Here is a 26,602-nt window from a genome sequence, read left to right as displayed (position 1 = left end):
TCGCTCGCCGCCCGCATTCCCTGAGAGGTAATCTGAATTCACTGCATCTGCTCCCCAACGCCGGGGAGGGCATATGACCGCCGGTGTGAGCCTCCGCCCCAGCAAGGCGGACGCACTTCGCTACACGCCCATTGCCGAGCACGGGATGATCGGCGATATGCGCACTGCTGCGCTCGTCGGTACGAACGGCACCATCGACTGGTATTGCTGTACACGATTCGACGCGCCCAGTGTCTTCGGGGCGCTGCTGGACGCCGATCGCGGCGGAGCTTTTGAGCTGGCCGCGGACGTGCCCGCCCGGACGAAGCAGTTCTACTTTCCCGACACCAACATCCTGATCACGCGTTTCTTCGCGGACCACGGTGTCGGGGAGGTCCAGGACTTCATGCCGATCGTCGACGACTCCCGTGAGGCGGACCGTCATCGGCTGATCCGGCGGGTGCTCTGTGTGCGCGGATCGTTGCCGTTCATCGCCCGGGTGGCTCCGCGCTTCGATTACGGGAGAAGCGTGCACACCGTGAGCTCCCGGCATGGCCAGACCGTATTCGACTCCCCGGCCCTTTCGCTGGCGCTGACGTCCAGCGTTCCGGTCGAGATCGACGGTCCGGATGCCTGGTGCTCGTTCACGCTGGACGAGGGCAGTTCCGCGGTGTTCGCCCTCGACCGGATCGGTGACGGGGTGGAGCCACGGGCCTGTCCGCTGTCGGAGGCGGAGGATTTGTTCGGCGCCACGGTGCGCTATTGGCGCAGCTGGCTGTCGCACTCCCGCTATCGCGGACGCTGGCGGGAGATGGTGCACCGCTCCGCGCTGACCCTCAAGCTCCTCACCTACGCGCCGACCGGCGCCATCGTGGCCGCTCCCACGACCAGCCTGCCCGAACAGATCGGCGGCGAGCGGAATTGGGACTATCGCTATGCCTGGGTGCGAGACTCCGCGTTCTGCATCTATGCGCTGCTCAGACTGGGCTTCACCGATGAGGCCAAGGCGTTTGTGCACTTCCTGTCCCAGAACATCTGCCTCACGGACTGCGCCCACGGCCCACTGCAGATCATGTACGGCATCGACGGCCGCAGCGAACTGCCGGAGGAAGAACTCCTCCACCTGGAGGGACACCTGGGCTCCAGCCCCGTCCGGATCGGCAACAACGCCGTCAACCAGCTCCAACTGGATATCTACGGGGCACTTATCGACTCCCTCTACCTCTACGACAAATGGGGCGAGCCGCTGTCCAGCGAGCACTGGGACACCGTCGGCAAACTTGTGGACTGGGTCAGTGACAACTGGGACCAGCCGGACGAAGGTATTTGGGAGACCCGCGGCAAAACCCAGAACTTCCTGTACTCACAGCTGATGTGCTGGGTGGCGCTGGAACGGGCGATGCGGATTGCCGCGCACCGGGGGCTGCCGGCGGACATGCTCCGCTGGGGGAGGGCCCGGGACGCCATCTACCGGCGGATCATGGAGCGTGGCTGGTCCAGCAAGCGAATGGCGTTCGTTCAGCACGAGGGTGACGACGTTCTCGATGCCGCCGTTCTGATGATGCCGCTGGCCAAGTTCATCTCCCCGACGGACCCGAAATGGCTGTCCACTCTGGACGCATTGGGCGAGGAGCTGGTGTCCGACTCCCTGGTCTACCGCTATGACCCGGGCGGCAGCCCGGACGGGCTGCGCGGTGAGGAAGGCACCTTCTCGATCTGCTCGTTCTGGTATGTCGAGGCACTGTCCCGCGCCGGTCGAGTGGATGAGGCGCGGCTCGCCTTCGAGAAGATGCTCACCTACGGAAATCACCTCGGCCTGTACGCCGAAGAAATCGGCCGCACAGGCGAGCAGATCGGCAACTTCCCCCAAGCCTTCACCCACCTGGCACTCATCAGCGCCGCATTCAACCTCGACCGTGCCCTGGGCTGAGGCCCGCAGGAGTGGCCGATCTGCTGCGCGAGCGAGAATTCCGTGGCCCGGCAGGCCTGGTGGGCAAAAGCGGAGAGTGCGGAGCTCTTCGCGTCACCCCGGGCGCCCCGTACGGAGTCCCCACATGGCGTCGCGGTGCGCGCGGCTTTACCGTCGGCTGAGAACCCGTCCCGATGGCGGGGAAAGGCTGAGGCGCACTGTCCTTCGCACGTCGGTGCGCCCCAGCCGCCTTCTTCGGGCGGATTCGGGTCTCCGTCGCCTTCGTCGTTCGTCGGCCGGCGCGTATTCAGCGCCCGGGGCGGCGGCTCGGGTCCGGGCGGCCGAGGTGGCCGGGTTCGCGTTGTGCCTCGCCCAGCCACAGGTGCGGCGGGGCGTACCGCCGGACCGCCGCTGTCACCTGCTCCTGGCTGCCGGGCGGAACCGGAAGCCGGTAGCGCAGCCGCGGCAGACCGGGGCCGATCGGCTCCTCGTCGCGGACCAGGGCCCAGAGCACCGGATCACGGTCGTCGATCGGACCGCTGGGGCACAGCTCGATGGAGTACTGCTTCACCCGCCGCCCGAACTGGCTCCACTGCATACCGACTCCGGCCAGCACGTCCCACGGGATGATCTGCCGTGCCCTGCCGTTGTCCAGCCACACACCCGCGCGGTCGACCATGACCGCCGCGCGCCTGCCGTGCCAGGCCGGGATGCCGAAGAGCACCCCGAGCGCGCCGAACACCAGCATCATCACCAGACCGGCCACACCGGGCGCCGTGACCTCACCCTTCGTCGTGCCTGTGGCGAGCATGACCAGCCCCACCACCCCGGCCAGGCCCAGTGCGACCAGGATCAGACAGATGGGGAGAGCGGTCAGTGCGCCGCGGCGCCCGGTGCGTACCACGGTCGCGTCCGGGGCCGGAGAATTCTGTGGCAGGGGCATGCCGCCGGAGTCTACGCACGCCCGACCGCCCCGCCTTCGGGACCCCTCGTAAGCTTCCGGCCATGACCGGAAACGAAGCCGGAAACGAAGCCGGAAACGAAGCCGAAAGCGAAGCCGGTAACCAAGACAGGGCGGCACGGGCCGAGCAACTGCGCGCGGGGTTCCAGCGGCAGGGTGTGCCGGGCCTCGCTGAGGACGAGGTACGCAAGGACCGGCAGCGGCGGTCGGTCCACACCGTGGTGGCGATGTCGCTCGGTGACGTGGAGACGCGGTGACGCGGTGAGCCGCTGAGGCCGCCCCGCTCGGCGTGCAGTGACATCTCCTGAACGCTGAGACTCCAACGGGCGAAGTCCCAGCCGGCCCTCGGTGATATGGCATATGGCGTCAACTGGTCTGAATTCCCACGTCACTTGACGAACAGTCAGTCCAAGTCCCCGATTCCTGACAGAACTCTTGACGCATCGTTCACACATGGTGAACATGCATCGGGCAAGAGAGCGCTCCCATGAACTTCATTCGTTCACTTCCTGAATCAGGAGAGCTGCTATGCCCACACCCCCCACTGCCGGCTCGGCGCCCCGCGCACCGAGGCCCTCCCGCCGCAGCGTGCTGGCCGCGATGGCAGCTGCCGTTCCGGCCGCGGGCCTGCCGGTCCTCTCTGGCCGGGCGTCCGCAGCGCCTGCCGTCGGCGCGCTGCCGGGCGGCGGCGACCTCGGCCCGAATGTGCTGGTGTTCGATCCCGCCACGCCCAACATCCAGGGCACTCTCGACGAGATCTTCAAGCGGCAGGAGTCGGCCCAGTTCGGCGAGGGGAGATTCGCGCTCCTCTTCAAACCGGGGACGTACCGTGGCCTGAACGCTCAGATCGGCTTCTACACCTCGATCGCGGGCCTCGGACTGTCGCCCGGTGACACGACGTTCCACGGCGATGTCACCGTCGACGCCGGCTGGTTCAACGGCAACGCGACACAGAACTTCTGGCGCTCGGCCGAGAACCTCACGCTCCACCCGGTCAACGGCACCAACCGGTGGGCGGTGGCACAGGCGGCGCCGTTCCGGCGGATGCACATCAAGGGCGGACTGAACCTCGCGCCGGACGGCTACGGCTGGGCCAGCGGCGGCTATATCGCCGACAGCCGTATCGACGGCAGTGTGGCCCCCTACTCACAGCAGCAGTGGTACACCCGTGACAGCTCGGTGGGCGGCTGGAACAACGCCGTGTGGAACATGGTGTTCTCCGGCATCGAGGGAGCCCCCGCACAGAGCTTCCCCAACCCGCCGTACACCACCCTCGACACCACCCCGGTCTCCCGCGAGAAGCCCTTCCTCTATCTCGACGGGGCGGACTACAAGGTCTTCCTCCCGGAGAAGCGCACCAATGCCCGCGGCACGACCTGGGGGAGTGGCACGCCAAGGGGCGAGTCCCTTCCGCTCGGCCAGTTCTATGTGGCCAAACCCGGCGTGGACGCGGCAACTCTCAACGCGGCACTGGCCCAGGGCCTCAACCTGCTGCTCACACCCGGGATTTACCACCTCGACCGGCCGGTCGAGGTGCGGCGCCCGAACACCGTGGTGCTGGGGCTGGGGTACCCGACCCTCGTTCCGGACAACGGTGCGACGGCCATGAAGGTCGCCGACGTCGACGGGGTGCGACTCGCCGGATTCCTGATCGATGCCGGCCCGGTCAACTCCGCCACACTGCTGGAGGTCGGCCCCGAGGGCGCGTCCGCCGACCACGCCGCCAACCCGACCACCGTCCAGGACGTCTTCATACGGATCGGCGGGGCGGGCCCCGGCAAGGCGACCACCAGCATGGTGATCAACAGCAACCACACCCTCATCGACCACACCTGGGTCTGGCGGGCCGATCACGGGGACGGTGTGGGCTGGGAGACGAACCGGGCCGACTACGGGGTTCGTGTGAACGGTGACGACGTCCTGGCGACCGGGCTCTTCGTCGAGCACTTCAACAGGTACGACGTGGAGTGGCGCGGCGAACGGGGACGCACGGTCTTCTTCCAGAACGAGAAGGCCTACGACCCGCCCAATCAGGCCGCGATACAGAACGGCGACATCAAGGGGTACGCCGCGTACAAGATCGCCGATGGCGTGACCACCCACGAAGGGTGGGGCCTGGGCAGCTACTGCTACTACAACGTGGATCCCACCATCCACCAGGACCACGGCTTCCAGGCGCCCGCCAAACCTGGCGTGAAGCTCCACCATCTGCTGGTGGTCTCCCTGGGAGGCAAGGGGCAGTACGAGCACGTGATCAACAGCATCGGCGCTCCCACCTCGGGCACCTCGACAGTGCCGTCCACGGTGGTTTCCTATCCGTGACCCGCCGGGACCCCGGGACCCGTATACGACCGGCTCGTCCTCCGTCGGCCTCCGCACGGTAACGGCAGCGGTGGCGGTGCCGTGCCAGGGGGCCGTGACGGGCAGGCCGGCTGTCCGGCCTACCGTAGGGCGCATCTGTTGATGCCTGGAGAGTCATGACCATCGAAGAATCCGCCTTCCGAGGGCGGATGCCTGCCCGGCCCGGTGACCTGGCGGTCGAACGGCACGGAATCGGGCCGGTGCCCGAAAGCAACCGCTACGGAAAGGCTGCCCGTCTTTTCACTGTTTGGTTCGCCCCCAACCTCACCATGACCGGAGTGTTCTCCGGCACGGTCGGCATCTCGCTGGGGCTGGACTTCTGGACGGCCTTCACCGCCATGGTGCTCGGCACGGTAGTCGGCGCGGTCCCCGCCGCCTACCTGGGCACGTGGGGCAGCCAGACCGGAACCGGTCAGCTGCCGCTCTCGCGGCTCGCTTTCGGGCGCGGGGTGGCCCTGCCCGGCATCATGCAGTGGCTCTCCTCCGTCGCCTGGGACGCGCTCATCGGCCTCTTCGGCGGCGAGGCGCTGGCCCAGCTGCTCGGCTGGCCGTTCTGGCTGGGGGCACTGGTGGTTCTGCTGCTCCAAGGGGTCGTCGGCGTCTTCGGCTACGAGGCCCTCCATCAGCTCCAGACGGTGATGACCTTCGTGCTGGGCGCCGCGTTCCTGGTCCTCAGCGTGCAGCTGCTGTCCGGTGTGCCGCTCCCCGTCTCGGGGTCGGCGCACGGCGGCGAGCGTCTCGGCGCCTTCGTCCTGACCAGCACCATCGCACTCAGCCTGGCCATCTCGTGGGCGCCGTACGCCTCGGACTTCAGCCGCTACCTGCCGCGTACGACGTCCCGGCCCCGGATGTTCTGGTACTCCCTGCTCGGCATGGTGCTGTCCTTCGCCTGGGTCCAGGCGCTGGGGCTGTGGGGAGCCGAGCTGTTCACCGACCAGACCGCCGCCGGGGTGCACGGGCTGCTGGGCGGTGGCGTCCTCGGCGCCTTCGGGCTGCTGGCCATTGCGGCCGCGGCGGTGTGCAGCAACGCCATGAACGACTACAGCGGCTCGCTGGCACTGCAGGCGGCCGGCATCCGGGTTCCACGGCCGCTCGCCGCAGGGGCGGCTGCCGTGCTCGGCTTCCTGCTCGTCCTCTGGATGCACGCCGCGGACACCACGCTCCGCTTCCAGAACCTGCTGCTGTTCGTCGGTTACTGGATCCCCGGGTTCGTGGGCATCGTGCTGGTCGACGCGCGGCTGCGTGCCAAGGCCCGGGGCGGCGCGCCGATCGACGTCGAGGCCGAGTTCGGCCGCCCCCAGCCCTGGTGGCCCGCTTGTGTCGCCTTCGTCGCCGCCTTCGCCGCGGCCGTGCCCTTCATGGACACCACCCTGTTCGTCGGCCCGGTCGCGGCCGCGCTGCATGGGGCTGATTTCGCCTACTACGTTGCATTCCTGGTCTCCGTGGCGGTCTATGCGCCTTTGCGGCTTTTTGCCCGCACTGCTAGTGGCGAGGCGGCGGAGCCGGTCGTGGCTGCACCGGGCACGGGCGGGTGAGCCGGGCGCGCGGTGTGGCCGGTGAGGAGTCGCATCCGTCGCCAGGCTTAGCGCTCGCCTCGCGACGGTGTCCGGGGCGCCTGCGCCGCTTCTGTGGAGCTGTTGGGTGACGTGTCAGGCGCGATCGGCCAGGAGGAGGTGTGCGGCGAAGCCGAGGAAGGTGACGCCGCTGAGCTGTTCCATACGGCGCCGGAACGACGGGCGCGTGGCACGTTCGCTGAGCACGGAGGCGGCGCTGGAGACCACCCGGTACCAGAGCGCCAGCTCGATGACATCGATCGCCGTGAGGAGCAGGGTGGTGCCGAAGACCGGCGCCCCGTGAGGGATGAACTGCGGGATCAGGCTCATGTAGAAGATGCCTGCCTTGGGGTTGAGCAGGTTGGTGCCGAGCCCGGCCCGGAAGGCGGACCCTCTTCCGGACGCGAATGAACCGGCGGGCTTCTCATCGGAAGTGGCCGTGAGGGCGACACCTTTGGGGCGCTTCTGTCCGTCATGCTCCTTTTGTCGCCTGCACCGCCACAGCGCCGAAAGGCCCAGCCACGCCAAGTACCCGGCGCCGGCGATACGCAGGGCGTCATAGGCCAGGCGGGACGCGGTGAGCAGCGCCGTCAGCCCGACGGCGGTCGCCAGACCCCAGGCGAGGCAGCCGGTGATGATGCCGGCTGCGGCGGCCCGGCCGCCGGTCCGGCCGTGGGTGACGGAGGTCCGTACGACGAGCAGTGTGTCCAGGCCCGGCGTGAGGTTGATGAGGGCGGCGACTCCGGCGAACGCGAGCGTGGCGGTGAGCATGGCGCGAGGCTAGCGACGACGGAGGGGCGGCCGCGGGCGATTGGGGGAGCCGTGACCAGGCCCGGCGCCCCTCGGGCGAGTCCCGGCTGCCGCGTCATTCGGCCCGCCCGTGCAACGAAAGGAATGCACACCCTTTTACCCGACGGATCGTGAAGCAAACCGGGAGTGATTTCCGAGTGCCCGCGACGGATTCGGGCACCCGATTGTCCGGAGGATGACAACTGTGGTTCCCCTTCTTTCGATGCCGCCGCACTGATCATTTTCGGTGCCGGAATCGCAGGGCAGGCCCGAGGGGCGTAGCGGTCACCGGGCTCACCGCCCGGCTTCCGCTCCGGTGAGGTGTTCCGCGGCACACCGCTTGCCCGTATCCGTCGGTGCGGGCCGGGGTCGATCATTCCGATGTTGCGAAGAGCAAACATTTTCTTCCGAACTCGGAAATGTGTGGTTGACACCTCGGGAAGAGGGCACGCTTTCCGATCTGAAGGTAAGTCGACGCGATACGAGGTGAGCTTTATCATGTGCACCGCCGAGGCTCCGCGCATGGTCACGGCGTCGCCGGTGCTGGAGCTTCAACTGGACTGCTATTCCGAAGCCGTCGGGCCCGCCCGGCACCTTGCGGCCACGTTTCTGGAGCGTCTGGAGCCATCCCTGGACAAGGACGCCAGGGACGCGGTGATCCTGGTCGTCTCCGAACTGGTCACCAACGCCGTACGTCATGCGGGTGGCAAGCTCTGCACATTGCGGCTGACGTCCGGCCCGCAGTCGGTCGTGGTCGCCGTGGGCGACTCCAGCCCTGTTCTGCCCCGCCCCCGCACGCCCGATGTGACCGGAGAGGGCGGCGGCTTCGGATGGTCGATGGTCTGCCGCCTCGCGGCATCCGTGGAGGTCCGCAGCAAGCCGGCCGGTAAAACTGTGACGGCGGTCATCTCCCGCCAGGGTGCCTCGGGCGCCGGCGAGTCGGACCGTGACGCAAGAGCCACGGCCTGAGAGCGAACCGTCCGGCCCGCATTTCTCCGTGATTCCGGTCACCCTCATCGGGTGACCCCGTGAATCGTGAATACTGCCGAGGGATGCGCGGAATCCGCGACACCGGTGCCGAGCACGGTCCGGCTATGAGCCTTCTTGTGGGAGCCGGGCGGCCGGGGCGCTTCCCTGTTGGGTAATGGCGGTGTGACCGAACGCATCGGGCAGCCGCAACTCCCGCCATCCATCAGCCTGTATCCCCATCGGCGAGGGCGTCAGGGGAGACGAGACCGGAAGCGGTGGCGACGGTGCCCAGTTGTTGACCGAATTCCTTCCCGGCGGAATCCGCATTCGATGGTGCCGTGTTGTCGCAGCCAGCCGAATCTGTGGCACCGTCAACAATCCTTACGGCTCGCTGAGTTACTCGGCAGATCGGCGGAGGCGGAAGTCTGATCGCATGCGCCGAGGGCCACTCGATGGCCTTCTTTTCACAGGCTTCGTTGCGCTCGGCGGAATTCATCCCGCGCTCAGGAGAGGGTGTCCGGCCAAGGAACCTGGGTGGCGGTCGGGGCCGCGTAGTCGATTCCCGGTACCGCGAAGCCATAGAGCCGCTGGACCTCGGCGTGGAACCAGTCGAGGTCGGCGAGGCGGGTGATGGTGTCGGTGGTGGCCGTCTCCCACCGCTCCGTCACGGCGGCCTGGACCGCGCTGTTGAGTTCCCAGGAGTCGAGACGGACCCGGCCGTCGTCGTCGACTTCGAGGGGCCGGGCGCCGGTGAGTTGGTCCCACAGGCCGGCCAGCTGGGCGATCGGCGGCACCATGGCGTCGCCCAGGACGCCGCGCAGCAGGCCCACATAGAGCGCGATGCCGGGGATGGCGGTGGAGGACTGGGTGACCGCGGCCCCGTTGACGGAGGTGACCGCGCGGCCGCTGACCAGCTTGTCCAGGCGCTCGTTGAGCGTACGGGCGGTCGCTTCGAGGTGAGACTTGGCGGCGCCGATGGTGCCCTGCCGGTAGATCCCGTCGGTCAGAGGGGAGCCGATGTAGGACAGGGCGGCAGTGGTGAATCCGTCGGCGAGCAGCTCACGGTCGGCGAGGTGGTTGATCCACCGCTCCCAGTCCGCGCCGCCCATCACCGCGACGGTCTGCTCGATGTCGTCCTCGGTGGCCGGCGCCGTCTCCACCTCCTTGACCTCCGGAGCCCCCTCGCTGTCGAAGGCGAGGGTCTTGGTGCGGTACGCCTCGCCGATGGGCTTGAGGGCGGAGGCGTAGGTGGCGCCGGTGTCCGGGTCGGTGCGGCGCGGGGCGGCGACCGAGTAGACCAGATGGTCCAGGCGGCCGAAGCGCTCCCGGAGCACCTCCGCGACCTGGTCCTTCATCGCGTCGGAGAATGCGTCACCGTTGAGGAAGACCATCTCGTGACCGTGCCGGCGGGCGAGTTCAGCGGTGGCGGCGGTGCGGTACCAGCCGGCGGTGGCGGTGCGCCGCTCGGTGGGGGCCTTCTCGAAGCAGACGCCGATACCGCGGATGCCCGCCCGCGCGAGGCCGGCGATCGTCGCCGCCAGCCCGTAGCCCGCCGAGGAGCCGACGACGAGTGCCACCGGCGCGCTGCTCGGGACCTCGGCGGGGGAGGGGACGGCCTGCCACATCTCCTGCACCAGGCGCTCGCAGCCGGCCGGATGGGAGTCGAGGAAGAGGAAGCCGCGGCTGCGCGGGGTGATGACTCGTTCGCTCATGAGGCACGTCCTTCGGTCGTCGCGGAGCAAGGGGCGGCCGGCGCCGGAGCACACACCGCACCTTGCAAGTCTGCGACCAAGCACGATCGCATGATCAGTTGGGCGGACACAGTAATGAGAAGGCGGTTTTGGAGGTTTTCCCTCGGTTCGGGCAGTGAGGGGGCGTGCCGATGCGTCTGAATGTCCGGTGGGCTCGTGCCGGCCCACCGGACAGGCCCTCACCGCGGCCCCCGCTCCCGTACGCCCTGGTCCCGGCAAGACGGCCCCTCAGCCCGCCGCCTGCTCCCTCGTCAGTGGCAGGCGGCGCAGCCAGTGTTCCTCGGTGCTCCAGCCGAGGAAACGGCGGGCCCGGCCGCCGAGCGCCGTCCCGTCGTCGGCGAAGCTTCCGCCGGCCGCGACCAGGTGCAGCCCGGCCAGGGCGGGTGCGAGCCGGGCGGCGACATGCGCCGGGTGACGGGCCGTCTCCTCGTCCAGGCCGGCGAGCAGCCGTGTCTGCTCGGCGGGCGGGCACAGCGCGAGGAAGAAGATCAGCTGCCGCCATGCGTACGCCGCGTCCTTGATGGTGGCCAGGGGCCGCGGGTTGTGGTGCACCCGGGCCACCAGCCGGCAGACCGTACGGAAGCAGCGACCGGCCAGATCCTCCCAGCCGGGCTCCGGGGCGATGCCCACCTGGCGCACCAGCGTCGCCAGATTGTGCGTGGTGAGGATCTGCGCCTGCTCGATCACCTTGCCGTTCGCCGCCACCGAGCTCCGCCCGGACGCCCCGGCCCGCGCGGTGCACAGCCGCGCGAACTGCGGGGAGGTACGCGGCCGGTAGGCGCGGGTCAGTGCCTCTCCCGCCTCGGCGATCGCCAGATTGCGGATGGCCGCGTAGTCGATTCCGTAGTAGCGCTCGTACAGCGTGCCGCGCAGCAGCTCGCCCGCGATTCTCGCGGCCGTGAGGAACTTCGGGCTGAAGGTGCCCATGAAGATGTCCGCCGCCAGCTCCTCGACCATCGGCGCACCGAGGTCGGCCTGGCGGGCCAGCACACCGAGTTCGCGGACCAGCGGGTTGGGCAGCAGCGTGCCGGGAAATCCCTGCACGGCCAGCTCGCCCAGCTGCCGCAGCGCGTCATGCGCGCCCTCCTGCGCCGCCTCGTCGCCCCGCTGCCCGGACACCGCCCGTACCCAGGGCAGCTCCTCGACCCGTACCTGCCGCTCCAGATGGAGCAGCAACAGCGAACGGCGGTTACGGAACGCCCGGTAGTTCGCGGCCATCAGGGTCCGCAGCGCCTCGTCGGGAAAGCCCTGTGCGGTCGTGGCGGCGACCAGCTGGGGCACCAGCTCGGCCAGGACCTCGGCCGACGGCACCACGCCCCGCTCCACGAGGGTGCCGAGCGGAGCGCTCAGCGTCGCTTCGACCACCCCGCGGACCGACGCCGGAACCGGGGCTCCAACGGGCAGCCCTGTCTCCTGGTGTTCCCGCTCGGTCACCGCGACCACCAGCGGTTCCACCTCGGCCGCACCCACGTCCTGGGGGAGTTCGCCGAGCCGGCGGAGCACCAGCTGTGCCAGCGCGTGGTGCGAGGGGAGCGCCCCCTGTGCCGCCTGGCGGCCGCGCAGCGTCAAGTGCCGTGCGGATCCGGGCACCCCGCGACGCCGCACCATGGACGCGACGGCGTGCCGCAGCAGACCGAGCCGACGCGCATCGAGCGGACGCCCGGCGACGCTCTCCTCCAGCGCGCCGCGCAGGATGCCCAGGTTCTCCTTGGGGTCGCGGTGCTTTCCGCAGCGCGTATGGGCCGCAGCCAGCAGCCGGTAGCGGTGCAGGAGGGCGGCCCCCCGCTCGTACCAGCCCTCGTCCGGCGTGCGCGCGAGGACCCGTTCGCCCTCGGCGGTCTCCAGCCAGTGGACCAGCAGTTCGTCGGCGAACGGCTGCCAGACCGTGAGCGCTTCCCGCTGGGTCTCGACCGCCGCGTGGGGCCGCCGTCGCGCCAGGGTCCGGCCGGCGTCGGCGACCGTCCGGCGGTGCACCGCGCAGGCGTCCGGCGCGGGCGCGGCCGACGGCCGGGGGGTGAACCGCAGCCGGCCGGCGAACGGTTCCAGCACCTCGACGAGTTCCACCGCTTCGGTCACCTGCCCGGAGCGCACCAGCCAGGCGACGGTGAGCAGCGCGGCTTCCTCGGGTACCGACACCTCATAGCGCCCGTCGTCCAGCAGCGCGCCCAGATCGGCCAGCCCGGCCTCGGTCAGCGCGTGCAGGAAGAGCGCCCGGCGGTCGGCCGGCACACCGGCACGGCGCGCCGCCTCCTTCTCGTACGGCTGGAGCGGCCCACCGGCGCTCGCCTCACCGGTCGCGAAGCCTCCCCGGACGACCGCGGGGGTCACCCAGGCAGGAAGGCCGGCCACCGGAGTGCGCGAACCCACGGTCAATGAGCCGTCGGCCAGGCGGTCCAGGATTCCGCGCCAGCGGCGGGCCCGGTCCTCCGCGCGCTCGCGGGTTCCGGCGTCCTCGTGGGTCAGCGCCGTGACGAAGGCCTTCGCCAACTGGTCCCGCGCATAGGGCGGGATCCGGGTGAGGGGCTGCTGCTCAGCGTCGTCGTTCATAGCCGACGTGGCGGGTACCGCCCCCGCGCCCTCCGGGTCCAGAGCCCGGCGCTCTACTGCTGAGCTACACGTCGATGATCCGAGAGATTAGACGGATCCCCGCGGCCGTTCAAACGAATTTTCGACGGCGGGCCGGCGTGGGGCCGTACTCCCGGCCAGATCCGAACTCCCGCCCACATCCGGACTTCCGGCCTGACCCGGACTTCCGCCCGCATCCGGACTTCCGTCCTGACCTGGACTTCCGGCCTGATCCGGGCACTCGGGCCCGCCGTCCAGCGGGGCGCCGCCGCTTCGTAGACTCCTGTGCATGCTCCCCGGACGTACACCCGCCCCTGACGCCGCCATGTTCCGCTTCGGCAAGCAGCGGATGCGCCGGACCCTGCCCGGTGCCGTTGCCGGTCTCGCCCTCGCCCTCTCGATGCCGGTCGCCTGTGCCGTCCACGGATACGGCGTCGGCGCCTGGGTGTTCGCGGTGATCTGGTTCCTGGCGCTCGGCGCGGCCGGGGTGCTCATGGCGTGGGTCGGGTGGGGGGACCGCGACGCCTACCTGGCGTTCGACGCGACCGGCGTGTGGTGGTGGCACAACAAGACGACGCATGCGGTCATCCCGTGGGACGCGCTGGACGCCGTGGGCCTGTTCTGGTGCCACCAACGGCCGGACAACTCGGGCCACCGGCTGGTGAGTCTTGAACTGTGTCCCACCGGCGGCGTCAAGGAACCGCAGGACCCGGCGCTGGCTCCGCTGTTCATCCAGGAACAGGCCGGCGTGGCGGGCGTACCCGACCGGCGCTACCGCATCGGCATCCCGGCCTTCGCCATCCGCCACTACGGCAACGAGCTGATCGACGCGGCCCGCTCCCGCGCCGCACACCGCTGGTTCGGCGAGCACGAGCGGCCCGCCGGTTACCTGCGCCCCCAGGACCTCATCAGCTAGGCCGTTTCTCTTCGATCGCCGGCTGCCTTCCCACGTCCCCAAACCCGCACCACACCGGCCGCTCGGAAACCGGGTGCGGACTGCCGGTGCGGTGGTGTCTGATCGGGCGTATGGCGATTGCGTTGGGCAAGCCGGGAGTCGACGGGCTGGGCGAGGCTGTGGGCGTGCTGCGGGAGTGGCAGTACGACGGGGCGCCGATGCAACTGCATCCGGGGGACCTGGGCTGGTTCTGGCGGTTGGGTGCGGAAGCGACCGCCGCGGCGGTCAGGACGTGGAGCCGGGACGGACAGATTCTCGCCGTCGGGCTGTTGGACGGTCCCGGGCTGTTGCGGCTGACGATCGCGCCAGACGCTCAGCGGGACACGGAGCTGGCGCGGCAGTTGGTGGACGACGTGACCGAGCCGGCGCGCGGCGTACTGCCCGAGGGCAAGGTGAACATCGAGGCACAGACGGGTGCACTGGTCCAAGACCTGCTGTTCGAGGACGGCTGGAACGCCGACGAGCCGTGGACGCCGCTGCGCCGCGACCTCAGGGAGCCGGTGAAGGACCCAGGCGTGCGGATCGAGGTGGTCGGGCCCAAGCAGGCGCACGTGTTTGCCGCCGTACATAGGGCAGCGTTCGACGGGTCGAGGTTCACGGACGAGCGCTGGCACGCGATGGCGGCCGGATTGCCGTACGCCGACGCCCGGTGTCTGGTCGCGTACGACGACCAGGGCGACGCGGTGGCGGCGGTGACGGTGTGGCCGGCCGGTCCGGGAAGGCCCGGGTTGCTCGAACCGATGGGCGTGCACCGGGAACATCGCCGTCATGGCTACGGCAAGGCGATCACCGTCGCCGCGGCGGCCGCACTCCAGGAGCTGGGCTCGTCGAGCGCGAACGTCTGCACCCCGAGCTCCAATGCCGGTGCTGTCGCCACCTACAGGTCAGCCGGCTTCCAGCAACGCCCCGAGGTCCGGGACCAATACCGGGACACCTATTGACGCGGGGCTGCCGCGGCCGAGCGCGGCGGTGACCGGACCGGATTGTCAGACCCTGCGGCTACGGTCTGTGGGCATGGACGAACTGTCACCGCACGCCGCGCAGTTGCGGGCCGCGATGGCCGGGCCGCAGCCCGATGCCGACTGGTCCGGCGGCATCTGGTCCGCCTGCGCACGACTGACGCCGGAGGAACTGGGCGCGCTTCTGCCCGCGGCCTACCGCACCCTCGCCGACGAGAGCGCCCCGGACCACGCCCGCCGTGTCGCCCGCGAAGTGACCTGGGCCAAGGTGCAGCCGTCCTTCACCGCCGCCGCTCTCACGGACCTCTATGCCGCGCTGGCCGAGTCACCGCGGCCCACCGATGTGCGCCATGCGGCCGGGGCGTTGCTGCGCTGCACGGAGCCATGGGACCAGGAAGCGCTGGCGGAGTATGCCGCCCTCCTGGTCCGGACGGCCGGGCCGAAGGCCGACCGGGTCGCCGACGCCGCGCTGGCCGTGGCCGTGCTGGCCGGTCCGGCGGTGGAGGAGGAACTCATCGCCCGTCTGCGTGTGCTGTACGCCGACAGCCCGCTGCGGCTCGCGGAGCTGGAGGTGATGCTCGCAACCGGCCCCCGGGAGCGGGCGATGCTCGCCGAGGACCAGCGGTACGGGCCCCAGGCGGGTGACTGGCCGCCACTGCCGGAGCGGGACGCGGAGCCGTCCGAGGCGCTGCATACCGAGCTCGCCCGGCACGCCCTGCGCACCGCGGCCGACCATCTCGCCGCCCTTCATGCCGGACAGATCCCCTACGCCGCCGACAAGGCCTTCACCCCGGCCGACACGGACACCCTCCGCCGCGCCGCCCGGCTGGCCCTGCGACGCGACGAGCCCTGGGCGGAGGAGGTCTTCGCCACCCTGCTGCCGCAGGTCGCCGTGGCGCCCACGAGCGCCAAGACCCTTCCCTCGCAGGGCGCCTGTATCGCCCTCGCGCAGGCCGTCGAGGCCTACCCGACGCCCGAGGCCATCGCCGCCCTGCGCGAAGCCCGCAGGGTCGTCCGGCATGCCGGCGTCAGCAAAAAACTCGACCGCCTCCTGCGCCGTGCCGAACGTCGTCTCGGCCGGCGGACCGAGGTCGCGCTCCGTCTCCCCGACCTCGGCTACGGCCCCGACGGAGTCCGGCGCATCCCCTGCGGCAGCTGCACCGCTGTGCTCACCGTCACCGATGAAGCCGCGCTGACCTGGGAAGATGCCGACGGATGCACGGTGAAGACGCTGCCCGCGCCGGTCCGGCGTGAGTACCCCGAAGAAGTCGCCTTCGGCCGCGACCTGTTGGGCAAGACCCGGGCCCAAGTGCGCACCCTGACAAGGGCGCTGGAGGGCGGTTACGCCGAGGGGACGGTCTATCGCTACGACCGCTGGCGGGCTGCGCTCGCCGGGCACCCCGTGGCCCGGGGGACCGCCCGTCGCCTGGTCTGGGAGGTCGAGTACGCGCCGGGTGCATGGCGGGCGGTGCTGCCCGCGGCCGGACCGCTGGACCTCCCCGAGCCCCCGCCCTCCGCAGCCGTCCGGCTCTGGCACCCCGCCCGGGCCTCTTCTGCCGAACGGCGGACCTGGCGCGACCGGATCGCCGCACGGCAACTGCGTCAGCCCTTCCGGCAGGTCTACCGGGAGCACTATCTGCCCGAGGAATCCGGTCACTCCACCACGATGTTCCGTGGCCACCTCGTCCGCATCGAAGCCGTCCTCGGCCTTGCTGTGCGTCAGGGATGGAACATCGAGGACGAGGAACTCACCCTGTCCGTAGGAGAGATGAAGGCACGCTTCGGTATCGCCGGGAACCTCTACCCCGGCGCTTCGGGCTGGGCGGAGGCGCAGGACGTCTTCCTCCAGCGCGCCGACGGAGGCCCCCAGCCCCTGGCCGGCGTCGATGCCGTCCGGCTGTCGGAGATCCTGCGCTCCGTCGACCTCCTCATCAGCGCCGGCAGCTTCGCCTGGTGCGCCACCCACGCCCATGACCGCGACACCTGGCATACGCTGAACCGTCTCTACGACCAGCCGCTCGGCCGGACCGCACGACTGCGCCGGACGGCACTGCGCCGTGTCCTCGCCGAGCACATAGCCTCCGGCCGTATCGAGTTGGGCGACCGCCACCTCCATCTGGACGGCTACGACATCCACCTGGCCACCGGCCGGGTGACCCGGGAGGGCGATCCGGTCGACATCGAACTGCCCACCGGCCGGCGCGCCGTCCCACTGCCCTTCCTGCCGTACGACGAACCGCTGTTGGAGCGGGTCGTCCACACGGTGAGCCACCTCCTGGAGAAGGGCCCCGTTCCGCACCGGTAGCGGAGTGGCTGAGCCGGTCCGTGGCCCTGTCCGGGGTGACGAGGGCGGCTGACCGGGCGGAGATCTCGGCGTTGCGGAACGGGCGGCAGCCTCGATGTGGCCGGTGCACAAGGCGTCCTTCCTGCGGGGAAGGAGATTTCCTCCTCAGAAGCGGAGCGTGATGAAACCGATAGCAAGCAATTCGTGAAGGGGATGTGAGAGTTGGTGTGATGCGTGGCACACTCCCCTCACCGGTCGCGAACGACGAGGGGGGCGAGCGGGGTGCAGCGGATTCCTGTGCGGTTCGGGGCGGAGTTACGCCGGCGAAGGATTGAAGCGGGGCTGTCGCTGGGAGAACTGGCGAGCCTGATCTGCTTTTCCAAAGGGCACTTGAGCAAGATCGAGCGTGGTGTGAAGGCGCCGAGCCACGATCTTGCACAGTTATGTGACAGCGCTCTCCATGCCGGCGGACAACTCAGCAGCCTGATTTCCGCACCCGAGCGCAGTACCACCGTGACGCCGATGACCGAGGCGGATGTCGGTACGCCCTGGACCTTGCGTATGCATGCCGGTGGTGAGAGCGACTTCGTGGCATTCGACCCTGCCTCGCCCGGTGGCGGGGGCCTGCCCTCCACCATTGTGAGTTGGTCTCTCGCGCCGCCTCTCCTCGAAAGCGGGGAGATGAATTCGGCATTGCCGTACTTCCGCAATGTCTTCGACGAGTTCCGCCGGCTGGGGCAGCTCTTCGGGCCGTCGGTGGTCGCCCAGCTCTGCATCGCGGCCACCAGCGCGCTGCGGGGCATGGCCCACCAGGCGCAGCCCGCCCACCGTGATGTCGTGCTCCGGCTCGCCTCCCGGTTCGCCGAGTACACCGGCTGGATGGCGCAGGAGGCGGGCAGCGACGCGGCGTCGCTGTGGTGGACCGAACAGGCGGTCCAGCTCGCCGCGGACGGCGGTGACGACGAGCTGGCTGCCTACGCCCTGATCCGACGGGCGGAACTGGCCCTGTACACCGGCGATTCGGTGGCCACCGTCCAGCTGGCGCGGCGGGCCGCACAGCAGGCCCGCAGCGTACGCATCCGCGGACTCGCCGCGCAGCGCGAGGCGCAGGGGCACGCGCTGGTGGGGGACCGCGATGCCTGCCGCCGGGCGCTCGACCGCGGCGCGGAGCTGACCGCCGGCGCGGCGCCGCCGGACGGTGCGGACCCGGTCCTCGGCAGTATCCATCTGCCGGATCTGACGGCCTTCGTCGCCGGCTGGTGCATGCACGACCTCGGTTCCCCGGGGGAGGCCGTTACTTTGCTCGGCGACGGTCTGGATGCCATTCCGCCGGAATCCCGCCGCGCCAGAGCCAGATATGGCGCCCGGCTGGCGCTTGCACTGGCGAACGTCGGGGAAATCGAACAGGCCTGTGCGATCGCGGAATTGGTCGCTTCTCATGTTGCCCTCATCGACTCGGCCACCATCCGCGCCGATCTTCTGCGCCTGAGTCGTGCACTCAATCGTTGGCCAAAGAATCCGACCGTCCGTCGGACCCTTCCGCACCTCGCGATCGGTCTGCACACCAACCGGACCGGTCCGGGAACTCCCGCCTGACTTCTCGACCACCGGCCCGCACTGCGCAGAAGGCCGCCCCAAGAACCGCACTCCCGCCGAACCCGTGGTGTTCCGTTGCCCGGCCAAAAGGCCGAGGGCAACGCGTTGACCACGCCTGAAACCCCTGTGAATCTCGGCTTCATCCCCTGTGCCCGCGACAGCCCGAGTAACCCGACAGAACCCGGCTGCCGCAATCCACCGCTGTCCGCATGAAGAAAGGTAGAACAATCATGGCCGGAGTATTCATCAACTACCGGACCGGCGACGGCGCCGTAGCGGCTGTCCTGCTCGACGAGAAATTGAAGGATGTATTCGGCCCGGAGAACGTCTTCCGGGACCGCCGCACCACTGCGCCCGGCGCGCACTTTCCGCCCGAGCTGTGGCGCCACCTCGAAAGCTGCGGGGTCCTTCTCGTGCTCATCGGCCCGAACTGGCTCTCGCTGTGCGACACCGACGGCCGGCGCCGCATCGACGTACCGGGCGACTACGTCCACGACGAGATCCACCGTGCCCTCATGTGGCGCAAGACCGTCATCCCCGTGCTGATCGACTCAGCCGTGCTCCCGACCAAGGAACAACTGCCCGCCGATATCGCTGAGCTGACGGAACGCCAGTTCATGCAGCTGCGGGTGCCGTACGCCCATCTCGACCTCCCCGTCATCACGGAGGCACTGCGCAGCCACGTACCGGTGCGCAGGACGGACCCGCAGCCGGCACCTCCCGCGAGCGGCGCCGCGCAGCCCGGCTCGCACTCCACCTACAGCGGCTGCGCCGTGGTCAACAGCGGGAGCGGCAACGCCATCGTGAACGAGGACCGCAACGCACAGAGCGGAGGCCGACAGTGAGCGAGACCGAACCGGGCGGGCCGGAGGGAGCCGCGGAGGTGCCGGCCGAGGAGCCCGCAGCCGCCGCGGCGGAGCCGGCACAGCCGGCGGCCGAAGCCCCGGAGCCGGGCCCGGCGGCCGCACCGTCCGACGGCACCGAGGCCACCGGTGCGGGCGCCCCGGACGGCCCCGCAGCGGCCCTGACCGGCGACAGCCGGCCGTCGGCCCAGGACACCGCCCGCTCAGCTCCCCGCCGGGAAACCGGCGACGGCGGCGACTTCACCCGCTACCAGCAGGCCCGGCAGCAGAACGCCCTGAACAAGCTCAAGCGCAGTGCGGTCGCCAACGGCAGCGGCTCCGCCTTCTATGCCGAGCAGCTGACCCTCGGCGGCGACAGCGGCGTCGAGATCCAGGTGCTGAGCGTCTCCTCGCTGACCGTCGCCCAACAACTGGACTCCCATCAGGACGTCGACCAGCAGTCACAGATGGCCGCCCGGCTCGCGGCACAGCACATCCTGGTGCTCGCCGGGCAGCCGGGCAGCGGCCGTCAGTCCACGGCGCTGACACTGCTCGCCGGCTGCTGCCCCGACGACCGCATCAAGATCCTGCACAGCGAGGCCCAGGGCATCCTGCAGACGCTGTGCCAACGCGCCGACGACCTGCTCACCCCCGGTGGCTTCGTGGTGGACCTGGACGATCAGCCGCTGAAGCTGTCGACGCTGGAGACACTCGGCCATCTCGCCCGCAAACACCGCGCCTTCCTCGTCATCATCGGCGAGCTGGGCAGGGTGGACCCCGACCGACTGCGGCCGCACGCCTTCGAGCACCGGCGTCCGGCCGTCGGCAAGGTCCTGGCGGTACATCTGCGCAGGCTGCTCGCGGGGCACCCCGGAGCATGCCCGCACCAGGACTGCACCACCGAGCACACCACGGCGTTCACCGCCCGGATGCTGGAGTCCCAGCAGGTGCAGCGCACCCTCGACGGGGCGCCGTCCGTACGCAGCGTCGTGGAGTTCGCCGAGGTCCTGGCACAGAGCATCCACGCGGAGGACACCAGCCTCGGCGACGTCATCGGCCAGTGGCGCGACCGGCTGCGCCGCCTGGCCAAACAACTGCTGCAGGTCCCCGCAGAGACCTCGCACGGCCCGGTGCTGGATCCGCACCGCCAGGCGTTCCGTATCGCCTACGCGTTCTTCCACGGCCACCCGCTCTCCGATGTCTTCGAAGCGGGCGAAGTCCTCAGCGCGACCGTGCTGCCGCGCTACGAGACCCGTGAACCGGCACCCACCAACCATGTCTTCGAACGGGAACTGGACCAGCTGATCCCCCAGGAGATACGCGCCTCCGGGGACGCCATGTCCGGCGGCCGCACCGACGACAACCCCCGGTGCGCCCGGCTGGTGGATGAAGAGCTGATGCACGCCGTCATCGAGGTCGTCTGGCACGACTACGACAGTCTGCGCGATCCCTTGCGCGAGTGGCTGACGGCGCTGGTCGCCGGGCCGCTGGAGCGGATCCGGGTACGGGCCGCGCACATCGCCGGGATTCTGCTCAGCCATGACTTCGACAGCGTCTACCGGGACCTGATCCGGCACTGGGCCCGCAAGTCCGCCGCCTATCGGCAGTCCGCCGCGCTCGCCCTGGAGATGGCCGCCCACGACCCCCGGATGGTGGGCCGGGTACGGGCCCAGATCAGAAGCTGGCTGAGCAGCCCCCGATGGGAGTTCCAGGACAGCGCGGCCCGGGCGTACGGCACCCTCGTCGGCGCCCAGGACGTCCCGGACACCCTCTGGGCACTGCGCGAGCTGGGCACCCGGCCGGAGCTGGCCTTCAGCAGCTCGGTGGCCTTCTCGATGTCCTGGCTCTACCTCGCCGGCGCCCCGGGCCCGACCGCCGACGCCCTGGACCGCTGGATCACCTCGGACAACGACCATCTGACCAAGCACGCCATCCGCACCCTGCTGATCCTCAGCCGCTACGGCGCCGGCCCGGACCGCCGCGACCGGCCCGTCCTCGCCGATACCGCCATGACCGACCAGGACCGTGCCGACGCCCTGGTCCGCCTGTGGCGCCACGCCCTGATGGGGCAGGACAGCTCGACCCGCGCATGGGACCTGCTGCGGCGCTGGCTGCTCGCGGGCGACGCAGACAAAGAGCTGGCCGCCTTCCTGGAGGTCCTCGTCCCGCGCATCTGCGCCCGGCCGCTGTCCCTCCGCGCCGGCTTCTACCTCGCCATGTGGGCCGGCCGGCACCCGGACTCGCGCACCATTCGCCAGCTCCGGGACCAGCCCCCCAAAGAGGGCGCCGCTTCCGGCTCCGCGTCCTGACGACACCCCGTACGAAGAGGAGAGAGACCATGGCAGAGCGCAAAGGACTCCGCACCAGGCTGCGCAGCTGGTGGCGGCGGGTCACGGGCAAGGGTGGTACGGAGCCCGACGGCGCCCCGGAGACCGTCGACGAGCCGGACGGTGAGGACACCTCGCCGCTCGGGCAGGCGGCACAGGCCGAGGTGGGCGTGGAACTGCCGCCCGTCGAGGAGACGCTGTCGGTGGCGGCCGACGGCGATGTGTTCGCCTTCGAACTCGTCCCGCACTTCCGCTGGAGCAGCCGGGAGATGACGCTGGACGTCCTGCGGGAGCGTGCGGCGCTCCACGAGGAGGCGGCCCGCGGCAAGCTGCTGCGCCGCGCCTGGTCCGTCGCCCGCGCCTGCGATCCCGGCGATCCGGTGGCCGCGGAGAAGGCCGTCAACAAGGAGCTGCGCGGCGGCTGGTGCTACCACGACGAGAAGGGCCTCATCCGCTGCCGCCCCTCGGTGCGGATGCGGATCGACCCGGCGCTGCGTGAGCATGTGCTGCCCTTCCACCTCGCCGAGGTGCGGATGGAGAAGGAGCACCACCTGGGCAAACTCAAGGCGGACCAGGTGAAGGAACTCACCGAGCGCTGGCTGCGGGTGATGAGCGAACTGGAGCTCCTCGGCACCCTCGGCGCGGCCGAGCGGCGGCTCTTGGTGCCCTTCGCCGCGGCACTCGCCGACGAGGACTTCTTCAAGGTCATGCAGGCGCTCAAGAACACCCGCCGCAACGGGGCCGAGGCGCTCGCCGACGTCCTCACGGCGGCGACCAAGCACCACGAGCAGGTGGGCCTGTTCGAGTACGCCAACGCCTACGACAAGGCATTGAGCGAATTCTGCCGCCAGATGGGGCTGAGCCCCTTCTCCTGGGTGGACACCGTGGGCGATGTCGAGGAGCTGGCACCGTGAACACCGCAGACATAGCAGCGGCCCGGGCGGTCCGCCGTCGGGCAACGCCCACGATCGCCGGCGCCCTGGGAGCTGCCCTGATGGCGGGCCTCCTCGGCGCATGCGGCGAGGCACCACGCCTGGACGCCTGCGCCTGGATGAAGCACCCCGTCGACACCGCGGGCCGTACGGTCGTCCTCGTCGACGGCTCCACCTCCGTGAGCGGCTCGGCCGGCGCGCGTGACTACGCCCACAGCATCGGCGCTCTGCTCACCTCGGTGGTCGAGCGCAAGGACACGGTCTCGGTCGGCAGCTTCAGCGGCGACTCGGCGCAGATCACCTGGATCGCCAAGGACCGCTCGGCCGACTGGGTCAAGGACAACCACAACGAGATCAATCAGAAGGAGCGGAAGCAACAAGCGGTCAGTTGTCTGACCGACCTGGTGGACAAGGCCGGGCGAGCCGTTCCCCGCAGCGGCGGCAGCAATGTCCTTGCGGCCCTCACGGCCGGAGCGTCCTCGCTGGAGGGCGCAGCCGGCCGCCGCAGCCTGCTCGTCCTGACCGACGGGCTCTCCACCACCGGCTGCGCCGATCTGCGCGCGGCCGCCTTCCGGGACAAGAGCGAGATCAAGGCCATCACCCGGGTCTGCGCCGCCCGGGACGAGACACCGTCCCTGACCGGGGTGCATCTCACACTCGCCGGGCTGGGCCAGCCGGCCACCGGCCAGCCCGCCCCCACGGCGGCCCAGCGGACCTGGCTGAGCAACCTGTGGCGGGCGCTGTGCGGTGCGGGAAAGAAGGCCGCTCCCGGTACCTCCTGCACCCTCGCCCCCACCGCCATCGGCACGGCGGAACGGAGCAAGCCGCGGAAGAAGCCGCCCCAGGACCCGGCCGTCCGTTACGCACAGGACCGCCCGGAGACCTACGAACTCCCCGGCGCGGCGCTCTTCGACACCAACTCGTCCACCGTCCGCCCCCAGGCCCTGCCCCTGCTCAACGATGTCGCGGTCAGCGCCCGTACCACCCCCGGCAGCAGGGTCGTCGTCTCCGGCTATGTCGACCCGCGCGGCCGGCCGGACAACAACCACCGGCTGTCGCAGGCGCGCGCGGACGCGGTGAAGGACGTCCTGACCGGACTCGGGGTGCAGCGGGTGACGGCACACGGCCGCGGCCTGCCGACGGGCTGCGCGAAGCCGGACCACACCGCGGGGAGCCGGATGACCGCCGAGGACAAGCTGCAGTGCGACCGGCGCGTCGACATCGAAATCACCAGGAAGTGAGGGCGGCGGGCAGCGATGAACACCACCAACGGAAAGAACCGGGCAGGGCCTGCCGCCCGCTATCAGTCGGCGGTCGACTGCCCCGGCAGTGACCCCGCCTTCGTCGAACTGGACGTCAGGAAGCGGCCGTCCGCCAGGCCCGTGGACCAGACCGACAGCCGGGAACAGGCCGCCCTGATGCGGGCCTTCACCGACGCCAACACCGCGCTGACCGCGGCGCAGCCGGGACTCGGCACCGCGGCCACCGAGGTCGCCCGGAGCTTCCAGGAGGCCCGGACAACCATCGAAGCGGCCGAGCGGTTCGTCGTCGCCCGGTCGTCCCAGCAGGCCCAGGAGCGCATCGGGGAACTGCGTACCCGCCATGCCCAGGACGGACCGGAGAGCCTGCGCCGCCGGCCGGTGCTCTGGCGGCGTCTGCTGTGGCCCACCCTGGTGGCCTGCGTGTCCTTCGACACGATGTTCATCGGCACTCTGATGCAGCGGTTCTTCGGACTGGGAGAGACCGAACTCGGCTACTACCTCGCCTACTTGCCCGGCTTCGGCGTCGCCGTCTGCCTGCTGGCCGCGGGCAGTCTCCTTGCCGAGTCCGTCTTCCGGCGGCGTACCCGTACGGCCCGCACGCTGGAGCGGACACGCCGCGGTCCGGTCGCGGCCCTGCGCGAAGCGCTCTGGCCCAGGAGCCCGCGTACGGAACGGCGGAAGGCCGGCGAACTGCCCTGGCCCAATGCGGCCGGGCCGGTGCTCTTCACTCTGGCCATCCTCACCATGGTCGGCATCTGGGCGCGGATGCGCGCGGCCGGCGCGGTGCGCGAGCATGTGGATCTGGCGCCGGACCAGAGCGCCGTCGTCATCCTCACACTGGTGCTCAGCACCGCCGCGATCGTGGTCAAGGTGCTCGCCCACAACCCCTGCGCCGACAGCGACCAGGAGGCCCGGCGAGCCGTCGTCGACGCGGAGCAGCAGGGCAGGAAGCTGCTGGGGGCGGCGCGGCGCAGCCTGGTGGCGCACGCCGAGACCTGGTGGCGGCTGCGGTCCACCGTGGAGACGGCGGCGAGCGACGCCCACCGTACGCTCGACGAGGCATGCATCCGTATCGTCGAGGAGCGCGCCCGTACCGGTGTGGCCGGCAGCTATGACCTTCCGCTGACCGCACCCGCCTGGCCCTACCCCACCTCCGCACGCAACGGTGCCCGCCCGCCCACCGGAGACCGGGCGCCCGCCCGCCCCACACCTCCCCGGGCCCGCCTCGAACTCCTCGACCACGCCTACCGGGTGCTCGAACGCTATGGCCCCGGTCAGCTCGAGGACCGCCTCAACGACCTCGCCGGCGACCTCAACACGCAGTTCCGTGCCTCGCCCGGACAGCCCGTGGAGGAGCAAGCGGGGACGACGAGCCCCGACGAGGACCGGGCTCCCGAAGCGGGTTCGGCCCCGGAGGACGTCCCGGCACCCGAGGGGGACCGAGCCCCTGAGGAGGACAGGGCACCTGAGGAGGACCGAGCCCCCGAGGGGGACAGGCCACCCGAGGAGGGCTGGGCATCCGAAGGGTCCTCGGCACCCGACCAGGCCGCCCCCCCGGAGCAGCCGCCCGGCGAGGGCCGGGCTCCCGGTGAGCCCCCGGCGGCACCCGCAGGGGAGCCCGGGGACGCCGGCACGGACAGCCGGCCGTCCGAGGAAGGAGGCTCGGCCTCATGACCACACAGCCGGGCCTCGGTCCGGACGAAGTGAAACATCTGGAATTCCTGCAGGCCGTGATCGCCCGCCACGCCAACACCTCGTTCCTGGTGAAGAGTTGGGCCATGACCGTCAGCGGCGCCTTCATCGCGGTGGCCACCCGCGGGCCGAGCTGGAAGACGGCCGCGGTCGCCCTGGGACTGGCAGCGGGGTTCTGGCTGCTCGACAGCTACTACCTCCGCCAGGAACGGAGATTCCGCGGTCTCTACGAGAAGGTCGCCGAGCGCGGGAGCCCGGGGGTGCCGCCCTTCAGCATGGACGCCGAGCAGCACGGCGGCCCCGTCCCCTGGCGGGCCGTGGCACTGTCCCGGACGATGCTGCTCTCCTACGGCGTCCTCGTCGCCATCGACACCATGACGGTCCTCTTCCTCGCCTGACCGCCGGCGGTCCCGCGCACGGGCGCCCCCGCGCCGCGGCTCACGTCCCCGCGGGCCGGATGTCGGTCCACGGCAGCAGCAGGCCGTCGCCCTCGGCGCGCGGGACGAGGTGGAGATGGAGATGGCGGACGGTCTGGGTGGCCGAGGGACCGCGTGAGGTGATCACATTGCAGTCCCCGGCCTCCGCCGCGAGTTCGGCGGCCCGCAGCATGGTGGCCGCGGACACCACCGGGTCCTCGGCGACATCGGCGACATGCACCCGGGGGATGACCAGCACATGCCCGGCGGTGACACCGCCATGGCGAGGCCGGATGGCGATGGTCTCCGGCCATTCGCGCAGCACCGTGGCCGGCGCCCGGCCGCACACGATGAGGCAGAAGGGACAGCCGGGCCGCCGGGGAGTCCGCGGACGCTGCGGACCGGTGTCCGGCGCCTCGCCGGCCACCTCGCGGAACTCCCCATAACTGACCATCGATCCTCCGCAGGGGCCGGCCGGGCGGGTCGGACTGGTGTCACCG

At 70.5% G+C, this 26,602-nt stretch carries 20 protein-coding genes and 1 tRNA gene; 15 read left to right on the top strand and 6 right to left on the bottom strand.

From position 1 onward, the window contains the following. Positions 1 to 73 precede the first annotated feature (73 nt). Positions 74 to 1,909 carry a glycoside hydrolase family 15 protein gene (locus tag NUT86_RS02030; RefSeq protein ID WP_148588147.1) on the top strand — a complete coding sequence of 612 codons (1,836 nt, stop codon included), beginning with the start codon at positions 74 to 76 and terminating at the stop codon, positions 1,907 to 1,909. A gap of 286 nt (positions 1,910 to 2,195) precedes the next feature. Here the strand turns inward: NUT86_RS02030 and NUT86_RS02025 are convergent, their stop codons facing one another. Continuing rightward, a complete protein-coding gene (locus NUT86_RS02025; protein ID WP_262370847.1) occupies positions 2,196 to 2,831 on the bottom strand; it encodes a hypothetical protein in 636 nt (211 codons plus the stop codon). A 62-nt stretch (positions 2,832 to 2,893) separates the two neighbouring features. On the opposite strand from NUT86_RS02025, the gene NUT86_RS02020 reads away from it, so the two are divergent. From NUT86_RS02020 to NUT86_RS02010, 3 genes are all read left to right on the top strand, one after another. Further along, positions 2,894 to 3,106, top strand: a complete 213-nt coding sequence (locus NUT86_RS02020) for a hypothetical protein (protein ID WP_274732968.1) — start codon at positions 2,894 to 2,896, stop codon at positions 3,104 to 3,106. A 271-nt stretch (positions 3,107 to 3,377) separates the two neighbouring features. After that, positions 3,378 to 5,171 carry a coagulation factor 5/8 type domain-containing protein gene (locus NUT86_RS02015; RefSeq protein ID WP_274732966.1) on the top strand — a complete coding sequence of 598 codons (1,794 nt, stop codon included), beginning with the start codon at positions 3,378 to 3,380 and terminating at the stop codon, positions 5,169 to 5,171. 155 nt (positions 5,172 to 5,326) lie between these two features. Beyond that, positions 5,327 to 6,745, top strand: a complete 1,419-nt coding sequence (locus NUT86_RS02010) for a purine-cytosine permease family protein (protein ID WP_274732963.1) — start codon at positions 5,327 to 5,329, stop codon at positions 6,743 to 6,745. A 114-nt stretch (positions 6,746 to 6,859) separates the two neighbouring features. On the opposite strand, the gene NUT86_RS02005 is transcribed toward NUT86_RS02010, so the two are convergent. Next, a complete protein-coding gene (locus tag NUT86_RS02005; protein ID WP_274732961.1) occupies positions 6,860 to 7,534 on the bottom strand; it encodes a LysE family translocator in 675 nt (224 codons plus the stop codon). Between the two features lie 516 nt (positions 7,535 to 8,050). Between NUT86_RS02005 and NUT86_RS02000 the strand changes: the two genes are divergently transcribed. Beyond that, positions 8,051 to 8,521: an ATP-binding protein gene (locus NUT86_RS02000; protein WP_148588151.1), complete on the top strand. Its 471-nt coding sequence runs from the start codon at positions 8,051 to 8,053 to the stop codon at positions 8,519 to 8,521. Positions 8,522 to 9,024: 503 nt separating this feature from the next. On the opposite strand, the gene fabV is transcribed toward NUT86_RS02000, so the two are convergent. The 3 genes from fabV to NUT86_RS01985 all read right to left on the bottom strand — a co-directional run bounded on the left by fabV (position 9,025) and on the right by NUT86_RS01985 (position 12,893). Further along, positions 9,025 to 10,233: an enoyl-[acyl-carrier-protein] reductase FabV gene (fabV, locus tag NUT86_RS01995; RefSeq protein WP_274732959.1), complete on the bottom strand. Its 1,209-nt coding sequence runs from the start codon at positions 10,231 to 10,233 to the stop codon at positions 9,025 to 9,027. A 267-nt stretch (positions 10,234 to 10,500) separates the two neighbouring features. Then, positions 10,501 to 12,819, bottom strand: coding sequence for a hypothetical protein (locus tag NUT86_RS01990; RefSeq protein WP_274732957.1), 2,319 nt, complete (start codon positions 12,817 to 12,819; stop codon positions 10,501 to 10,503). A gap of 2 nt (positions 12,820 to 12,821) precedes the next feature. Further along, positions 12,822 to 12,893: transfer RNA gene (locus tag NUT86_RS01985), tRNA-Gln, on the bottom strand. Positions 12,894 to 13,126: 233 nt separating this feature from the next. Here NUT86_RS01985 and NUT86_RS01980 point away from each other — a divergent pair. The 10 genes from NUT86_RS01980 to NUT86_RS01935 all read left to right on the top strand — a co-directional run bounded on the left by NUT86_RS01980 (position 13,127) and on the right by NUT86_RS01935 (position 26,084). Beyond that, on the top strand, positions 13,127 to 13,753 hold the full coding sequence (locus tag NUT86_RS01980; RefSeq protein WP_274732955.1) for a hypothetical protein: 627 nt from the start codon (positions 13,127 to 13,129) through the stop codon (positions 13,751 to 13,753). Positions 13,754 to 13,863: 110 nt separating this feature from the next. Then, positions 13,864 to 14,733, top strand: a complete 870-nt coding sequence (locus tag NUT86_RS01975; RefSeq protein ID WP_274732953.1) for a GNAT family N-acetyltransferase — start codon at positions 13,864 to 13,866, stop codon at positions 14,731 to 14,733. Positions 14,734 to 14,806: 73 nt separating this feature from the next. Next, complete coding sequence (locus NUT86_RS01970; RefSeq protein ID WP_274732951.1) at positions 14,807 to 17,056, top strand: DUF4132 domain-containing protein; 2,250 nt, start codon at positions 14,807 to 14,809, stop codon at positions 17,054 to 17,056. A 276-nt stretch (positions 17,057 to 17,332) separates the two neighbouring features. Beyond that, complete coding sequence (locus NUT86_RS01965) at positions 17,333 to 18,631, top strand: helix-turn-helix domain-containing protein (protein ID WP_274732949.1); 1,299 nt, start codon at positions 17,333 to 17,335, stop codon at positions 18,629 to 18,631. A 230-nt stretch (positions 18,632 to 18,861) separates the two neighbouring features. After that, the gene (locus NUT86_RS01960) at positions 18,862 to 19,476 is read left to right on the top strand and encodes a toll/interleukin-1 receptor domain-containing protein (RefSeq protein ID WP_159491769.1); all 615 of its coding nucleotides are present in this window, start codon (positions 18,862 to 18,864) and stop codon (positions 19,474 to 19,476) included. Beyond that, positions 19,473 to 21,782 (top strand): hypothetical protein, encoded by a 2,310-nt coding sequence (locus NUT86_RS01955; RefSeq protein ID WP_274732946.1) that lies wholly within the window; start codon positions 19,473 to 19,475, stop codon positions 21,780 to 21,782. Before NUT86_RS01960 ends, NUT86_RS01955 begins: the two co-directional genes overlap by 4 nt. 29 nt (positions 21,783 to 21,811) lie before the next feature. After that, positions 21,812 to 22,714 carry a hypothetical protein gene (locus tag NUT86_RS01950; RefSeq protein WP_148588160.1) on the top strand — a complete coding sequence of 301 codons (903 nt, stop codon included), beginning with the start codon at positions 21,812 to 21,814 and terminating at the stop codon, positions 22,712 to 22,714. Continuing rightward, the gene (locus NUT86_RS01945) at positions 22,711 to 23,973 is read left to right on the top strand and encodes an OmpA family protein (protein WP_274732944.1); all 1,263 of its coding nucleotides are present in this window, start codon (positions 22,711 to 22,713) and stop codon (positions 23,971 to 23,973) included. The genes NUT86_RS01950 and NUT86_RS01945 overlap by 4 nt, the downstream gene beginning before the upstream one ends. Positions 23,974 to 23,988: 15 nt before the next feature. Then, on the top strand, positions 23,989 to 25,668 hold the full coding sequence (locus tag NUT86_RS01940; RefSeq protein ID WP_274732942.1) for a hypothetical protein: 1,680 nt from the start codon (positions 23,989 to 23,991) through the stop codon (positions 25,666 to 25,668). Beyond that, complete coding sequence (locus NUT86_RS01935; protein ID WP_148590150.1) at positions 25,665 to 26,084, top strand: hypothetical protein; 420 nt, start codon at positions 25,665 to 25,667, stop codon at positions 26,082 to 26,084. Before NUT86_RS01940 ends, NUT86_RS01935 begins: the two co-directional genes overlap by 4 nt. Before the next feature lie 40 nt (positions 26,085 to 26,124). Here NUT86_RS01935 and NUT86_RS01930 read toward each other — a convergent pair whose 3' ends face one another. Then, positions 26,125 to 26,556, bottom strand: a complete 432-nt coding sequence (locus tag NUT86_RS01930) for an HIT family protein (protein ID WP_274732940.1) — start codon at positions 26,554 to 26,556, stop codon at positions 26,125 to 26,127. Between the last annotated feature and the right edge of the window lie 46 nt (positions 26,557 to 26,602).

This window comes from Streptomyces sp. G7(2002) (genome assembly GCF_028870195.1).
GTDB classification, from domain to species: domain Bacteria; phylum Actinomycetota; class Actinomycetes; order Streptomycetales; family Streptomycetaceae; genus Streptomyces; species Streptomyces nigrescens.
The sequence above is the reverse complement of the archived record's forward strand: the minus strand, read 5'-3'. Positions and strand labels throughout refer to the sequence as shown.

Bases quoted from the DNA above. Each gene is read 5' to 3' on its own strand.
- NUT86_RS02030 (WP_148588147.1), top strand. From the start codon at position 74: ATGACCGCCGGTGTGAGCCTCCGCCCCAGCAAGGCGGACGCACTTCGC.
- NUT86_RS02025 (WP_262370847.1), bottom strand. From the start codon at position 2,831: ATGCCCCTGCCACAGAATTCTCCGGCCCCGGACGCGACCGTGGTACGC.
- NUT86_RS02020 (WP_274732968.1), top strand. From the start codon at position 2,894: ATGACCGGAAACGAAGCCGGAAACGAAGCCGGAAACGAAGCCGAAAGC.
- NUT86_RS02015 (WP_274732966.1), top strand. From the start codon at position 3,378: ATGCCCACACCCCCCACTGCCGGCTCGGCGCCCCGCGCACCGAGGCCC.
- NUT86_RS02010 (WP_274732963.1), top strand. From the start codon at position 5,327: ATGACCATCGAAGAATCCGCCTTCCGAGGGCGGATGCCTGCCCGGCCC.
- NUT86_RS02005 (WP_274732961.1), bottom strand. From the start codon at position 7,534: ATGCTCACCGCCACGCTCGCGTTCGCCGGAGTCGCCGCCCTCATCAAC.
- NUT86_RS02000 (WP_148588151.1), top strand. From the start codon at position 8,051: ATGTGCACCGCCGAGGCTCCGCGCATGGTCACGGCGTCGCCGGTGCTG.
- fabV (WP_274732959.1), bottom strand. From the start codon at position 10,233: ATGAGCGAACGAGTCATCACCCCGCGCAGCCGCGGCTTCCTCTTCCTC.
- NUT86_RS01990 (WP_274732957.1), bottom strand. From the start codon at position 12,819: ATGAACGACGACGCTGAGCAGCAGCCCCTCACCCGGATCCCGCCCTAT.
- NUT86_RS01980 (WP_274732955.1), top strand. From the start codon at position 13,127: ATGCTCCCCGGACGTACACCCGCCCCTGACGCCGCCATGTTCCGCTTC.
- NUT86_RS01975 (WP_274732953.1), top strand. From the start codon at position 13,864: ATGGCGATTGCGTTGGGCAAGCCGGGAGTCGACGGGCTGGGCGAGGCT.
- NUT86_RS01970 (WP_274732951.1), top strand. From the start codon at position 14,807: ATGGACGAACTGTCACCGCACGCCGCGCAGTTGCGGGCCGCGATGGCC.
- NUT86_RS01960 (WP_159491769.1), top strand. From the start codon at position 18,862: ATGGCCGGAGTATTCATCAACTACCGGACCGGCGACGGCGCCGTAGCG.
- NUT86_RS01950 (WP_148588160.1), top strand. From the start codon at position 21,812: ATGGCAGAGCGCAAAGGACTCCGCACCAGGCTGCGCAGCTGGTGGCGG.
- NUT86_RS01940 (WP_274732942.1), top strand. From the start codon at position 23,989: ATGAACACCACCAACGGAAAGAACCGGGCAGGGCCTGCCGCCCGCTAT.
- NUT86_RS01935 (WP_148590150.1), top strand. From the start codon at position 25,665: ATGACCACACAGCCGGGCCTCGGTCCGGACGAAGTGAAACATCTGGAA.
- NUT86_RS01930 (WP_274732940.1), bottom strand. From the start codon at position 26,556: ATGGTCAGTTATGGGGAGTTCCGCGAGGTGGCCGGCGAGGCGCCGGAC.